The sequence below is a fragment of the Nonomuraea sp. NPDC050783 genome (assembly GCF_040802095.1).
Lineage (GTDB): Bacteria > Actinomycetota > Actinomycetes > Streptosporangiales > Streptosporangiaceae > Nonomuraea.
Genome location: NZ_JBFAHK010000012.1, coordinates 1 through 14,603, shown reverse-complemented (window position 1 = coordinate 14,603; position 14,603 = coordinate 1). Strand labels below are relative to the sequence as shown.

Genomic DNA, 14,603 nt, shown 5'->3' with positions numbered 1-14,603 from the left:
AGCTCCGATGCAGCCGGGCCCCGCTCTGCGAGATCGTCGTGGCCATGTTCACGCCACTCGTTCTCGCCCTGACGCTCCTCGGCTCCGGCCTCCAGACCCAGCAAACCCCTGCTGCCTTGGACTGGGCCGCCTGCCCCGGCGACAAGGTCGGCATGGCCTGCGCCGATCTCCAGGTCCCCGTCGACTGGCAGAAACCCGACGGCCGCAAGATCACCCTCAAGCTGGGCCGGCTGAAGGCCACCGGCGTCTCCGAGGGCTCGGTCCTGATCGCGTACGGAGGTCCCGGCGGCCCCGGCATCGCCATCACGCAGGAGTACGCACACTGGTGGGCCAACCTGCGCAAACGGATGGACATCGTCACCTGGGACACCCGCGGTTACGGCGACCAGTTCCGCGGCCTCAGCACCGGCCTGCCCTGCGTCTGGACCCGCATCCCCCTGCCCGAGTTCCCCGCGGACGACGCCGACTTCGGCCGCCTGTCCGACACCAACCGCGGGTACGCCGAAACCTGCCGCAACAAGGACCCCGAGCTGTTCGCGAACATGAGCTCGGCCGACCACGCCAGGGACATGGAGGCCATCAGGAAGGCGCTCGGCGAGTCCCAGCTCAACTTCTACGGCGCCTCGTACGCGGGCATCTACGCCCAGGACTACGCCCGGCTGTTTCCCGGCAAGGTGCGCACGATGGTGATCGACGGCACGATCAGCCACGTCGGCGACGACTGGACCGTCGAGATGATCGAAATGGCCAAACTCAACGAGAAGGTCTTCGCCCGCTTCTTCGACTGGTGTGCCGGAGAGGGCGAGTGCCCCGGAATGCCCGCCCAGTGGCGCGGTCTGATCGCCAAGGCCGAGCGCTCCCCGATCCCCGTCAAGTCCGCCGGCATCGCCTACACCAGCGGCGACCTGCAGGCACTGGCTCTCGGGCTCGCCACGCACGGAAAGGACAACTACCCCAAGCTGGCCGCCGCCATCGGGAAGGCCGTACGCGGTGACGCCTCCGGCTTCGTGCCCGACCGCGGCGCCCGCTACCCCGACCAGGCGACCGGCGTCACCGAGTGCACCGACTGGCCGCGCGCTGCCAACCGGGCCGAGCTCGACAAGGCGCTCGCCCGCGTCCGCAAGGCCGCCCCGAACGCGGGCGCGGCCAACACCCTGCTGACCGGCACCCTGGCGTGCATCGGCTGGCCGGTGGCCGTCACCAACCCGCCCGCCCCGCTGCCCAAGGGCCTTCCCCCGATGCTCGGCGCGGGCGCCTGGCGCGAGTCCGACGCGGCGGCCCGCATCCTGAAGCAGGTGCCCGGCAGCGCCACGATCCACAACGACGAACCCGGGCACACGCTGTACGGCTTCAACGCGTGCGCTCGTGACCACATCGACCGCTACTTCACCGACCGCACCCTGCCCGCCGAGAGCACGTCGTGCTGATCGGCGACGTTTGCGCCGCGGCACGTCGGGGCGTGCGCTACCAGCGCGGCCTGCCCCGGCGGCGCCCCGACGCGGTGCTCGCCGACCACGACCACGACCGCGACCGCGACCGCGACTGTGACTGCGACCGCGACCGCGACCGCGACTGTGACTGCGACTACGACCGCGACCGCGACCGCGACAAGTACCGCCGGCTGGTCCGGGAGCCGCGGATCCGCCCGCTAATCCGCCCATCCCAGCACCGAACGCGGCCCCGGCCCGGGCGAACGACGCCGGGTCGTCGAGGATCCCTTCGGGATGCCGACGCCGGCAGTTGGAGAATCAGGTCACTTCCGGTTCCGGTGGACGATCTCCTCGTCATCCTTGCCTGGATACGCCATGATCAGCAGCCGCTGCCCGCTCTGCGCCTCGCCCTTCCAGGGGAACCAGGCGTAGTGCACGCGGATGCGGTAGTGCCCCTTGCGCCCATCGAGCGCGAGGTTGGGCAACTCGGTGCCGCTGAGGCTGTCGTAGAGCACGATCTCGCCGCTCGGGCTGTAGTAGCCGACCTCGACCACCTTGTCCCAGCCCTCGGTCTCGACGGGCGGCCGGCGGGTGTAGGTCTCCAAGGTGACGCAGAGGTCGAAGTCGGGGTGGGTCATGACGGCCAGGACGCCGCGCGCGGAGGAGACCAGCCCGTTGCCGGGGTCCATGTCCGGCTTGGTCTCCTCCTCGCCTTCCCCCTCGTACGTCTGCAGCACCCCGTAGTCGGTCCACTGCGGCTCCTTCATCCGGATCGCCCGGGCCGGCTTGATACGCGGGCGGTGGCGCGGCGTGGCGTCGCACATGGCCTGGGAGTCGGCCTGCATCGCCGCGATCTCCTGGTCCTGCTCGTCCTTCGCGGCCTGGACGATGGTGGTGGCGCTGGGGCAGATGCCGGCCAGAGGATGGGTGAGGGCCGCGCGGCCGATCCCCAGCCGGGCCAGCTCCCGCGGGTCGTTGCGGGTGTGGACGCCGCACAGGTGGCGCCCGTAGGCGAGCACGACCTGGTCGGGCGTGGTGTCGGGGAACACGTGCAGGTCAGGCGCGCCGTAGTCGCCGCGCAGGGAGCACACGAACTTCTGCTCGGCCGTCAGCTCGCGCGGCTTCGCCTCGCCCATGTCGATCTTCCATGGCTCGGGCACGGCGCAGTCCGTGACGGAGCCGCGGGCCTGGTCCGCTGCGGGCAGCAGGCACAGGGCCACGGCCGAGGCGAGCCCCGCCATGAGGACGTGGTGGCGGACGCGGTGGGCGGGCGGGGCGGCGTACAGGAGGAGCAGGATGAGGCCGGAGGCGGTGAGCGCGAGGGCGTACCAGAGCGGAGAGATGCCGGGGGAGAGGAGCTGGGCGCTCTCATAAGGGACGGTGGCGCCCCGCTCGACGTAGAGGCTTTCCGGGTAGAGCCACAGCTCCCCGAAGAAGGTGGAGTGCTCCGAGGTGAACGCGCTCACGGCGCCGGCCCCGCCCAGCAGGAACAGGCTCAGCGTCGTGGCGCGCAGTAACGTGCGCGTCCGCCGCCGCACGGCGACCAGGATCAGCACCGCCGGTGCGCCCACACCGACGAGGAGGTCGAGCGCGAACCAGTACGCGGTGGCCTCCGACCCGGTGTACTCGCGTACCGCGTCGCCCAGCACGTTCTTCGGTCCAAGCCAGAAGGGCACCCCCCGCGCGAGGTTGACGGCCGCGGGGACCAGCGGGAGCACGATCGCCACGGCCGGCAGCGGCCACCACCTGGCGCGCGCCTGCACGGGCTCCGCCCGGGGCGCGGGAGGCTGGAGCGTGCCCAGGTCGTGTGCGGACCGCGCCCACCAGACCAGCGAAAAGACCGAGACCGCGCCCAGGAGCGAGGGCATCAGCAGGTCCCACGGTGCCGAGTCCGCGCTGTTGAACGCCACGATCGAGAGCGAGCCGGACGAAAGGAGCGAGAAGAAGACCGCGATCACGCCGGCCCGTACCGTCGCACCGCTCCAGCGCGGATCCCGCGCCTGCGCCACCAGCAGCGACGCCAGCCACACCGACCACAGGACGTCCAGCGCCCAGGTCCAGTTCTGCCCGGCGAAGAGGTGGTTACCCGTCGCGTACGCGATGGTGCTGACGACGTCGTGCACCACGCTGAGCGTGCCGGTCACGAGCATGAGCACCTGGGGCCATCGGCGGGTGCTCCTCCGCAGCACGCGGAAGAACAGCCATATCGCCACGAGCTCGATCACGGCGGAGACCAGCGACATCCACCACAGGTAGGGAATCGGCAGTTGCCAGGTCAGCAGGTACACGACCATGGCGTAGAGAGCGACCCGCAGCAGTCGCGCCTCCCGGCCGTACCGCGCCGGTTCCCCGCGCAGCCGCCCGCGCAGCACCTCCCGGTACGCCCACGCCTGCACCGCCGCGATCGGCACCAGCAGGACGGGCAGCCACGGCCACGGCCGGATCTGGTCCGCCATGTACCCGCCCGGGTCCACGACGACTCTCCACAAGGGGACGAGGTCGCCGGTGACCAGTCCGACGACGGCGAGGACGATCACGGCGGCCAAGTAGAGGGCCGCGAAGCCGGCGGCGAGCCGGCCGAAGCGATGGCGGCGCATGAGGAACTCCGGGAGGGGGGTGAGGAGGAAAGCGCCCAACCCTACTGATCTCCGGCCAAGTGGATCAAGGGCCAGCTCCCGCAGGCCCTCGGCCGGCCGCTCCGGTACCTCCAGCGCCGGGAAGCGCCCGACGCGGGCGGGCCCCCGTCCGTGCAAGTCTCCTGAAGGGAGCGCACTCCGCCGGCCCTTCCGGTCGATCTCGCGGTGGCGGGTCTTGTTCCTCGTTCCCCGGCGAGGTACTCGTGAGCGGCGCCCGAGGGGTCGTGCTCGCTGTCCACCGTGACCGCCAGCGCCACGTGGAGGGGCCGGTCGGCGACCTGGCCCTCGCGGCTTCACCTGATCGCGCCAACGAAGATCGCTGGGTGGACCGGTCGAGCGGCCGGCGAGACGGCCGGTGCTCCCGCCGATCCCTGGATCGCAGTACTCATCAGGCGTGTCCTCACTCGGGAATGCCGTCCTCGCTGTACGGGGTCGCGACTCCGGTGTAGCCGAGATGCATGATCATGCCTTGTGAGCCGTGCTTGAAGTTGTGGCAGTGGTCCATCCAGATGCCCGGGTTGTCGGCGGTGAAGTCGATCTCGTAGATCTCGCCGGGGGCGACGTTGAGCGTGTCGGTCCACCAGGGGCTGCCGGTGGCGGGCACGCCGTTGCGTGACAACACGCGGACGCGATGGCCGTGCAGGTGCATCGGATGGTCGATGAGGCTCCGGTTGACGATGCGCATCTTGACCCGGTCTCCCTCGGTGACCATGAGCATGGGCACCGCTGGGTGGAGGCGGCCGTTGATGGAGCTGCTCACATAGGCGAACGTGCCGAGCGCGAAGCCGAAACCGTCGTCCAACTTGAGGTCGAAGGTACGGTCGTAGGTCTCCTCCTGGACGGGTGTGGCCGTGCCGTATGTCAGGGGGTCGAAGAGCGGGCCTGTCGTCGCGGGAGCGGGCGGCGCGGTGCCGTCGGGGCTGAGGGCCAGGGCGGCGGTGTTGGGAATCTCGTTGACGTCGATAGACAGGCTGACGACACCGGGCGGCATGGTGAAGGCGACGTCGAAGCGCGCGCCCGCGGCCAGCAGCAGGTCGGAGCCCGGGGGCAGCGGCGTGGGCCCTTGGACCTGGTTCCCGTCGATGGCGGTCACGCTGTACGACGCGCCGCCGATGTGCAGGCGCTGGGGCTCCTCCGAGCTGTTGATCAGGCGGAGCAACACCGGCTCGCCCGCCTCGACGGCCTGCCTCACCGGCTGGTCGGCGGTGTCGAAAGCGGCGATCGGGTCGTCGGCGCCTGGCCACAGGTGGGTGAAGAGGGTCTTTTCCGTCCCCTGCTGACCGTCTTCGACGATCAGTGAGCCGAACAGGCCGCGTTCGACCGTCAGGGACGAGGCACGATGGGTGTGGTACCAGAACGTGCCGGTGCGGTTGGGTACGAACCGGTAGACGTGCTTCTGGCCGGGCATGACGGCTTCCTGGGTGACGCCGGGTACGCCGTCTTCGGCGTTGGGCACGTCCACGCCGTGCCAGTGCAGTGTCACGCCCTCCTTGACGTCGGTGTTGAGCAGGGTCACTTCGAGCAGTTGGCCCTTCTTGACCCGTATCTGCGGGCCGGGGGCCTGGCCGTTGAAGGTCAGCGCGTCGATCTCGCGGCCGGAGGCCAGCTTGACCTTGCCGTGCGCGGCGGTCAGGGTCACCCGCACGTCGGGGGTCCGGTCCTGGGGGCCGGTGAGGTCGGCGACGCTCGTGCCGGCGTGGTGATGATGGCCGGCCATCGCGCCGGACGCGGCCACGTTGCCCTGGTAGGCCACGGCGAGCACGACGGCCGGGGCGACCAGGAAGCCGGCCGCCGCCCAGGGGCCGCGCCGTCGGGCCAGCGCGTACGTCAGCCCCATCGCCGCCAGGGAGGCGGCCAGCGTGACGGCCGTCTCCTGCTGGGCGTAAGGGAAGAACAGCCACAGGGCGGACAGCCCCACGCCCACAGCGGCGGGACGCCGTGCCTGCGGCAGGAAGAGGGCGAGGGCCAGGGGGACCGCCGCGAGGGGCACCTGGACGACGAGCCGGGCGCCGGCCAGCGGCAGCCCCCCGGTGAGAAGCAGGGCCGCGACGGCGAGCCGGGCCAGGACGAGGGCCACGGTGGCGTACAGGACCGGGCGGGACCGCCGGGCTCCGAGGCCGAGGGCCGCCGCGGCGGCCATGACCGCGAGGGCCAGCAGCATGTCGGTGAGGAAGAGAGGCTCGGCCATCGCGCGTCAGTCCCACAGGGCGATCGCGACGAGCATGGCGGCGGCGGGCAGCAGCAGCCACGGCTCGGTCAGCACGAACACGGCCGTGAGGAGCAGGGCGAACCACGCCAGCCCTTTCGCCGCACGCCTGCGGGCTCTCCGTACTCTCCGGGCTCTCCGGGCCTTGTCCTTCGTCACGGGGTCAGTCGCGGGGTCAGTCGCGGGGTCCTTCGTCGCGGGATCGTCGTGGCCGGGCTGCTCGCCGGAGAACGTGGACGGAAAGCTGTCAGTAGTTGTCATGGCGCCCACTGTGGCCGGGCGGGTCCGCCGCTCGCGTCGGTGAAACCTGCCTATGCCCGAGACGTAGGCAGTCATCGCCGACGCGGTTCCGGCGCGCGCGTCGGCACTGTGAGCGCATGGAAGGACTCGCCGAGGCAGAGGAGATCGTGATGTGCGTACGGCACGTGGACGGAAGGTGGTCGGCCCGGCCGATCTGGGTGGTGGTCATCGACGGCGCGGCGTACGTCCGCTCCGCCTTCGGGCTCCGGAGTGGGTGGTGCCGCAGGGCGCTGGCGGGCGCGGAGACGGCGGTCGAGCTGGACGGGGTGACCGTGCCCGTACGGCTCACGCCCGTGGACGAGCCCGCGCTGGTCGAGCGGGTCTCCGGTGCCTACCGGGCCAAGTACGGGCTGAGCTGGCCCGGCCCCGTGCTGACGATCACGGGGCCGGAGGCGGCGGGGACCACCATGCGGCTAGCGGATGCCGGGGAGGTCTCTTAGCTGCTTGCGCGAGGTGAGGCCGAGCTTGCGGAAGATGTTGCGCAGGTGCGCGTCCACCGTGCGCGGGCTGAGGAACAGCTTGGCTGCCACCTCCTTGGAGCTGGCGCCGTCGGCGACCAGCCGGGCGATGTGCAGCTCCTGCAGTGTGAGCTGGTCCGCGACCTGCGAGGACCGGCTCCTGGTATGCTCACCGGTGGCGCGCAGCTCGGCCGCCGCGCGGTCGGCGAACGCCTGCGCGCCGAGATCGGACAGCAGCTCGTGGGCCGTGCGCAGCCGCTCGCGGGCCTCGCGCCGCCGTCCCCGGCGGCGCAGCGACTCCCCGTACAGCAGGTGCGCACGGGCGCGGTAGATCGCCATCGGCGTGTCGTCGAGGTGTTCGACGGCCTCGCGGTAGGCGTCCTCGTCCTCGGTGACCAGGGCGCGGGAGTAGGCTTCGACGCCCAGTCCCCACGCCTGCCGGCCGGCTCGGGTGCGTTCGGAGAGCGTACGCAGGGCCGAGGCGGCCAGCTCGGGCTCGCCGCAGCGGACGGCCGCCTCGATCAGCTCGGGCAGCGCCAGCCCGGACAGGCCGAGGTCGCCGTGCGCGACGGCCTGCCGGGCGGCCTCCAGCGCCGGCCGGTAGTCGGCCAGGCCGTTGTTGAGCACGCTGGTCGCCCATTGGACGCTGAGGCTCATCCGCTGGCTCGCCGCGAGCACGCCGTCGAACAGCTCGGCCGCCTCCTCGCGGCGGCCGCGCATGGCGGCCAGGTGGATGCGCGGGTAGACCAGCGGCGCGGCGCCGGTGGCCGCGGCGATGGCCTCCTCCTCGGAGATCATCTCCGTCGCGGCGCCGAAGTCGCCGGCGTGGACGGTGGCCGTCGCCAGCATGGCCAGCCCGATCGGCAGCAGGTGGAACGAGCCGGACTCCCGCCCGGCCGCGACGACGCGGGCGGGGATGCCGTGCAGGGCGCCGTGGTCCCACAGCTCCACGGCCAGCATGAAGCCCATCGACGGCCAGCGGGCCCACACCTCGTCGCCCGTGTCGCCGACGATCGGCCCCAGGACGGGGGCCGCGGCCAGGTGCCCGTCGGTGACCAGGGTGACCAGGCCGTCCAGGACGGCGTCCGCGCTGGAGGGCGGCCGGAGCGCGGGCGGGGCGTGGCGGGCCGCCTCCACGACCGGGCCGAGGCCGCCGATCAGGATGCCGGTCTCCATCGCGTCCAGGTAGCAGGCCCGCGACCAGGCGGGATCGAGGTCGGCCAGGCGGGCCGCCGCGCTCAGCAGGTACGTCGTGGGCCCCTCGCCACCCCGGCGCCGGGCGAACGAGAGCTTTCCGCGCAGCAGGTCGATCCTGGCCCGTTGCCGCTGGTCGAGCGGGGCGGTCTCGGCGGAGGCGAGGAGTTCGGCCGCCACGTCGTACGCGCCGACCGAGAGCTTGGCCTGCGCCGCGGCGAGCACGCGCTCGGCCCGGAGCCCGGGCGTGAGGGTGAGCGCCGCGGACCGTTCCAGGAACGCGGCCGCGGCGGCCACGCCGCCCCTGGCCTGGGCGCGGGCGGCGGACTGCTCCAGCTCGGCCGCGACCTCCTCGTCGGGGCCCGTGCTGGCCTCCGCGCGGTGCCAGGCCAGCCGGTCGGGATCCGCGGCGGGATCGGTCACCGCGGCCAGCGCCTCGTGCGCCCGCCGCCGGTCGTCCGCCGGGGCGGCGCGGTAGGCCGTCGACCTGGCGAGCGGGTGGCTGAAGCGAATCCTGGTGCCGAACTCCACCAGCGCCGCGGCCTCGGCGCTCGCCGAGCGCTCGATGCCGAGCAGTTCGGCCGCCCGCCACAGCAGCCCCGGGTCGCCGACCGGATCGGCCGCGGCGACGGTGAGCAGCAGCCGGGCCGGCGGCGACAGCAGCTCCAGCCGGGCGCGGAAGCTCTGCTCGATCACGCCCGGCGCGGACGGGGGCAGGGCGAAGCCGCCGGCCATCCCGGCCAGTCCGGCGCTCCTCGGCAGCTCCAGCAGCGCCAGCGGGTTGCCGCGGGCCTCGGCGAGGATACGATCGCGTACGCGCTCGTCCAGCGGGGCGCGGATCGCGGCGGCCAGCAGCGCGCGGGCGTCGAGCTCGCCCAGGCCCTTGAGCTCCAGGCTCGGCAGCTCGTCGAACTCGGCGAGCCGGTGCGGCTCGCGTACCGACAACAACAGGGCCACCCGCTCGCCGGCGACCCGGCGCGCCAGGAAGGCCAGCGCCCTGGCCGAGGCGTGGTCGAGCCACTGCGCGTCGTCGACGAGGCACAGCAGCGGACGTTCCGGCGCGGCCTCGACCAGCAGGCCCAGCGTCGCGACGCCGACCAGGAAGGGGTCGGGCGTGCCGGTGTCCAGCCCGAAGGCGATCTCCAGCGCCCTGCGGTGGGGGCCGGGCAGCGCCGTCACCTTGTCCAGGACCGGCGCGCAGAGCTGGTGCAGGACGGCGAACGGCAGCTCCATCTCGAACTCCGCGCCGAAGGCCCGCATGACCAGGAAATCGCCCGCCGCCTGCTCGGCGTGTCGCAGCAGGCGCGTCTTGCCGATGCCGGGCTCACCGCGCAGGACCAGGGCCCCGCCCTGCCCCTGCCGGGCCGCCTCGACGAGCGCGACCACGCGACCGGTCTCTTCCTGCCGTCCCACCAGCGATGTATCCATATGTCGGCAATCATTCCGTAATGGCGCAGGTCATACGTAGCCGGGTCGGCCGCGTATAGGTGAGAACCACCGACGCGAGCGTTCGCGGGCCGCTGCGAGGGTGATGGCCATGAGCAGCGCTTCCGTCTCCCCGACCACCACCGCCACGGGCTGGATGCCGTTGGCGGTCCTGGCCACGGCCCAGTTCCTGGTGGTGCTGAGCACCTCGATCGTGAACGTCGCGCTGCCGGAGCTGCGCACCGGGCTCGGGCTCGGCCCCGCCGGGCTGTCGTGGGTGGTCAACGCCTACGTGCTGGCCTTCGGCTCGCTGCTGCTGCTCGGCGGCCGATCCGGCGACGTGTACGGCCTGCGCCGCGTCTTCCTGACCGGCACCGCCCTGTTCGCCGCCGCCTCGCTCGGCGCGGCCCTGGCGGGCGACCTCGTCACGCTCGTCGCGGCCAGGGCCGTCCAGGGCGTCGGCGCGGCGCTGCTGGCGCCCACCGCGCTGGCGATGGTGCTGACCCTGTTCCACGACGGGCCGCGACGCGGCGCCGCGCTCGGCGTGTGGGGCGCGGTCTCCGGCGTGGGAGGCGCGGCGGGCGTGCTGCTCGGCGGACTGCTCAGCGACGCCTACGGCTGGCGCTCGGTGTTCTGGGTCCTGGTGCCCCTGGCCGTGTCGGTGACGGCGGCCGCCTGGCGGCTGCTGCCCGCCGACCGGCCGCGCGGTGGCCGGCTCGACCTGCCGGGCGCGCTCGCCGTCACCCTGGGGCTGACCGCCCTCACCTACGGGGTGTCCGGCGGGTTCTGGCCCGCCGTCGCCGTGGGGGTGCTGCTGCTCGCCCTCTTCCTCGCCCTGCAACGCCGCTCGGCCGACCCGCTGGTGCCCGTGCGGATCCTCCGGACCGGCTCGGTCGCCGCGGCGAACGTGCTGATGGCCCTGCTCGGCGCGGTCTGGCTCGGCCTGTTCTTCTTCCTGCCCCTCTACCAGCAGCGCGTCCTCGGCCACACGCCGACGGAAACGGGACTGACCCAGCTCCCGCTCGCGCTGACGATCACCCTCGCCTCCTGGGCCACCCCCCGGCTGACCCGGCGGCTGCCCGGCCGGGCCGTGCTGGCCGGCGGGCTGGTCCTGCTCGCCGCCGGGCTCGCCTGGCTGGCCCGGGCGCCCTCCGACGGGACCTTCCTGAGCGCCCTGCTCGGCCCCTCGTTGCTGATCGGCGCCGGCCTCGGAGCGGGGTTCGTCCAGCTCACCGCGCTGTCGGCGGCGGGCGTGCCGGCCGGGGACAGCGGTCTCGCCGGTGGCCTGGTCAACGCGACCCGGCAGATCGGCGGCGCGATCGGCCTCGCCGTCCTGACCACCGTCTCGCTCACCGGCGGCTACCGCGGGACGTTCGTCGCCGCCGCCCTCATCACCCTCCTGACGATATTGATCACCTTTGTCATGATCCGAAAGGACGCCGTTCGATGACCGAACTGCCCAAGCCGTACCTCACCGGCCACTTCACGCCCGTCACCGATGAGATCACCGCCGGCGAGCTGACCGTGCACGGCACGCTGCCGCCGGAACTGAACGGCCGCTACTTCCGCAACGGCCACAACCCCAAGCCGGGCATCACCCCCAGCCACTGGTTCAGGGGTGAGGGCATGATCCACGGCGTGCGGCTGTCCGGCGGGCGCGCCGAGTGGTACCGCAACCGCTGGGTACGCACCCCGTTCCTGGACGGCGTGCCCTTCACCGGCACCGAGCTGGAGGTCAGCGCCGCCGCCACCAACATCATCTTCCACGGCGGCCGCTACCTCGCCCTCCAGGAGGCCAACCTGCCCTGGGAGGTCACCGCCGACCTCGACACCGTCGGCGTGTACGACTTCGGCGGCAAGCTCACCAGCGCGATGACCGCCCACCCGAAGGAGGACCCGGTCACCGGCGAGCTGCACTTCTACAGCTACAGCCCGTTCCCGCCCTACCTGACCTACTACGTCGCCTCCCCTTCGGGGGAGATCATCCGCTCGGAGGCCATCGACGGGTCGGGCCCGTCGCTCATGCACGACTTCGCCATCACGCGCGAGCACGCCGTGTTCCTCAACTCGCCGGTGGTCTTCGACCACGCCGAGCACTCGGGCATCCCGTACCGGTGGCACGACGACGTGCCGTTCAGGATCGGGGTCATGCCGCGTGGCGGGGCGTCGCGGGTGACCTGGTTCGAGGTCGAGCAGGCCGCGCTGCTGCACGTCACCAACTCCTACGTCGACCAGCACGGCCGCGTGGTCGTCGAGGGCCCCCGCTACGACCGGGCGTCCTGGGAGAGCTCCTGGAAGTGGTGGATCGGCGCGCCCGGCTACGGCGTCAGCCCCGACGCGGGCTCCACCCTCCACCGCTGGATCCTCGACCCCGCCACCGGCAAGGCCACCGACGAGCCCCTGGACGACCTGGCCACCGAGTTCCCCTCGATCAACGACGGTCTCACCGGCGCGGCGAACCGCTACAGCTACGCCGTCGCCTTCCCCGGCGCCGGCCTGTCCGGCTACCACACCATCAAGTTCGACACCGCCACCGGACGCCGGCAACTGCTGTCCCACGGCGAGCACCGCATGGCGGGCGAGGCCGTGTTCGTCCCCGCGGAAGGCGCCACGGGCGAGGACGACGGCTACCTGCTCACCATCGTCAGCGACCTGCGCGCCGACGCCTCCCAGCTCCTGGTGCTCGACGCCGGCGACATCGCACGCGAGCCCGTCGCCACCGTGGAGCTTCCCCGCAGGGTGCCCGCCGGCATCCACGGCCACTGGATCGAGGACAACAAGTGATCACCGGAATCGACACCTCCGCCCCCGTCGTCGCCCGCCACTCCATCACCATCGACGCGCCCCTGCGGCGGGTCTGGGACCTGCACACCGACGTGTCCGGCTGGATTTCCTGGCAGAGCGACATCACCGCCGCCTCCGCCGACGGCCCCCTGGTCCCCGGTTCGGTCTTCCACTGGACCACGTTCGGGATGGACATCGCCTCCACCGTGTACGCGGTCGAGGAGCCCTGCCGCATCCTGTGGGGCGGCCCCGCGCACGGCATCGACGGCATCCACCAGTGGACGTTCACCGAGGTCGACGGCGCGGTCCACGTACGCACCGAGGAATCCTGGGACGGCGAGCCCGTCCGCGCCGCCGCCGGGGAGCTGGGCGCCGCGCTCGACGCCTCGCTGACGGCCTGGCTGGAGCGGCTGAAGAAGGCGGCCGAGACCCCCTGAGACAGCGTCCCCTCGACGCCGCGCCGTTCGAGAACGGCGCGGCGTCCCGCGTCCTCCGTTTCCACCGGGCGGATCAGGGCGAACGGAGGAACCGCATCGTGCATGCGGGGTGCGCTCGGCGCCCCGATCCGGGTGGTTGCTTGCTTTTTGTACGGTTTCTTCCAGTACGGTGGATTCAGCCGATCGGACAGTCCTTCGGCGTGTGTCTTCTGGCGGGGGCGGGAAGAAGTTGGACCGGCTGCTACTGGCCGATTTTCTCCGGGCGCGCCGAGAGGCGCTGCAGCCGGAGGACGTCGGGCTTCCCCGTGGTTCCCGTCGCCGCACCGGCGGACTGCGACGGGAGGAGGTCGCCGCGCTGGCCGGTATGTCGGCCGATTACTACAGCCGGATCGAGCAGCGGCGCGGTCCCGTGCCGTCGGAGCAGATGCTCGCCGCGCTCGCCCAGGCGCTGAACCTCAGTCTCAGCGAGCGCGACCACCTCTTCGAGCTCGGCGGGCACGCGCCGCCGCGGCGGAACCCGGGGGACGATCACGCCAGTCCCGCGATGGTGCGCATCGTGGAGCGGCTTTCCGACACGCCGGCGATCGTGTTCTCCCGGTTCGGCGAGGCGCTGCTGCAGAATCCTCTGGCGGTCGCCCTGTTCGGCGATTACACCCGGTTCAGCGGCATGGCGCGTTATCTGACCTACCGCTGGTTCACCGACCCGGCGCAGCGCGCCCTCTATCCTCCCGAGGACCACGAGTTGCGGGGCAGGGTCTTCACCGTCGAGCTCCGGACGGCGTACACGGCGGACCCCGAAGGCAAGGCCGGCGAGATCGTCGCGGCCCTGCTGAGGGACGGCCCGGAGTTCGGCGAGGTCTGGCGGCGACACGAGGTGGGCGTCACCCACCACGACGGTCTCAAGCGTTACTGCCATCCCGAGCTCGGCGAGCTGGAGATGTACGCCCAGCGGCTGGTGGACCCCGAGGCGGTCCAGGAGCTGCTCGTCTTCTCCGCGCCGCCCGGCTCGCCGAGCCACGAGAAGCTCCAGCGCCTGCCCACGCTGCGGAAGTAGCCCGCCGGCTTCCCGCGGCGCGCGCTTATCCACGGATGATTTGTCCGTGGGTAAGAAGGCCCTTCATCCGGATTCCCGCCGGCGACATGCTGGGTGAGTCGAACACGGCATGTCGCGCCGACCGGCCTGCCGTTGCCGGCACGAGCCGGCCGTCGCCCGCCATCACCGCCCGCGCGGCCGGTTCGTACGGCTCACATGTGCTTTGAATTCAAAGCATTTACATAGATCAACGACCAGGAGAGATTCCGATGAAGGCAGTGCGTTTCCACGAATACGGCGGCCCCGAGGTCCTGCGCCTGGAAGACGTCGAACAGCCCGTCCCCGGCGCCGGGCAGGTCCTGATCCAGGTCGCCGCCACGTCGTTCAACGGCGTGGACGCCAACATCCGCGCCGGCTTCATGCAGGGCCCCATCCCGGTCACCCTGCCGCACACCCCCGGCCTCGACGTCGCCGGCACGGTGACAGCACTGGGCCAGGACGTCCACGGCCTGCAAGCCGGCCAGCAGGTGGTCGGCTTCCTGCCGATGACCGGCACCGGCGCCGCCGCGCAGTACGTCCTGGCCCCGGCCGAGATCCTCACCCCCGCACCCGCCGCCATCCCGCTGCCCGACGCCGCCGCGCTGCCGCTGGCCGGCCTCACCGCCTGGCAGGCACTGTCCGAGCACGCCACGCTGACCGC

General features: G+C 72.3%; 11 protein-coding genes. 7 read left to right on the top strand and 4 right to left on the bottom strand.

Features of this window, described 5'->3' with window-relative positions:
• Positions 1-44 precede the first annotated feature (44 nt).
• The gene (locus AB0H75_RS28700) at positions 45-1,427 is read left to right on the top strand and encodes an alpha/beta fold hydrolase (RefSeq protein WP_367801398.1); all 1,383 of its coding nucleotides are present in this window, start codon (positions 45-47) and stop codon (positions 1,425-1,427) included.
• A 326-nt stretch (positions 1,428-1,753) separates the two neighbouring features.
• Here the strand turns inward: AB0H75_RS28700 and AB0H75_RS28695 are convergent, their stop codons facing one another.
• The 3 genes from AB0H75_RS28695 to AB0H75_RS28685 form a co-directional block, all read right to left on the bottom strand.
• Entirely contained in the window at positions 1,754-4,027 is a 2,274-nt protein-coding gene (locus tag AB0H75_RS28695; protein WP_367801396.1) for a hypothetical protein, read from the bottom strand.
• Positions 4,028-4,466: 439 nt separating this feature from the next.
• Positions 4,467-6,254, bottom strand: coding sequence for a multicopper oxidase family protein (locus AB0H75_RS28690; RefSeq protein ID WP_367801394.1), 1,788 nt, complete (start codon positions 6,252-6,254; stop codon positions 4,467-4,469).
• A 6-nt stretch (positions 6,255-6,260) separates the two neighbouring features.
• The gene (locus tag AB0H75_RS28685) at positions 6,261-6,533 is read right to left on the bottom strand and encodes a hypothetical protein (protein ID WP_367801392.1); all 273 of its coding nucleotides are present in this window, start codon (positions 6,531-6,533) and stop codon (positions 6,261-6,263) included.
• Positions 6,534-6,649: 116 nt separating this feature from the next.
• Here AB0H75_RS28685 and AB0H75_RS28680 point away from each other — a divergent pair, with 116 nt between their 5' ends.
• Positions 6,650-7,012 (top strand): DUF2255 family protein, encoded by a 363-nt coding sequence (locus AB0H75_RS28680; RefSeq protein WP_367801390.1) that lies wholly within the window; start codon positions 6,650-6,652, stop codon positions 7,010-7,012.
• On the opposite strand, the gene AB0H75_RS28675 is transcribed toward AB0H75_RS28680, so the two are convergent.
• Complete coding sequence (locus AB0H75_RS28675) at positions 6,986-9,652, bottom strand: AAA family ATPase (RefSeq protein WP_367801388.1); 2,667 nt, start codon at positions 9,650-9,652, stop codon at positions 6,986-6,988. The two genes, AB0H75_RS28680 and AB0H75_RS28675, sit on opposite strands and share 27 nt — an antisense overlap.
• Before the next feature lie 109 nt (positions 9,653-9,761).
• Between AB0H75_RS28675 and AB0H75_RS28670 the strand changes: the two genes are divergently transcribed.
• From AB0H75_RS28670 to AB0H75_RS28650, 5 genes are all read left to right on the top strand, one after another.
• Positions 9,762-11,099, top strand: a complete 1,338-nt coding sequence (locus AB0H75_RS28670) for an MFS transporter (protein ID WP_367801386.1) — start codon at positions 9,762-9,764, stop codon at positions 11,097-11,099.
• Entirely contained in the window at positions 11,096-12,433 is a 1,338-nt protein-coding gene (locus AB0H75_RS28665; protein WP_367801384.1) for a carotenoid oxygenase family protein, read from the top strand. The genes AB0H75_RS28670 and AB0H75_RS28665 overlap by 4 nt, the downstream gene beginning before the upstream one ends.
• A complete protein-coding gene (locus tag AB0H75_RS28660) occupies positions 12,430-12,870 on the top strand; it encodes an SRPBCC family protein (protein WP_367801382.1) in 441 nt (146 codons plus the stop codon). Before AB0H75_RS28665 ends, AB0H75_RS28660 begins: the two co-directional genes overlap by 4 nt.
• A 229-nt stretch (positions 12,871-13,099) precedes the next feature.
• Positions 13,100-13,924, top strand: a complete 825-nt coding sequence (locus tag AB0H75_RS28655; protein ID WP_367801380.1) for a helix-turn-helix transcriptional regulator — start codon at positions 13,100-13,102, stop codon at positions 13,922-13,924.
• Positions 13,925-14,172: 248 nt separating this feature from the next.
• Positions 14,173-14,603: NADP-dependent oxidoreductase (locus AB0H75_RS28650; RefSeq protein WP_367801378.1), on the top strand; the 431-nt coding region annotated here is incomplete at its 3' end.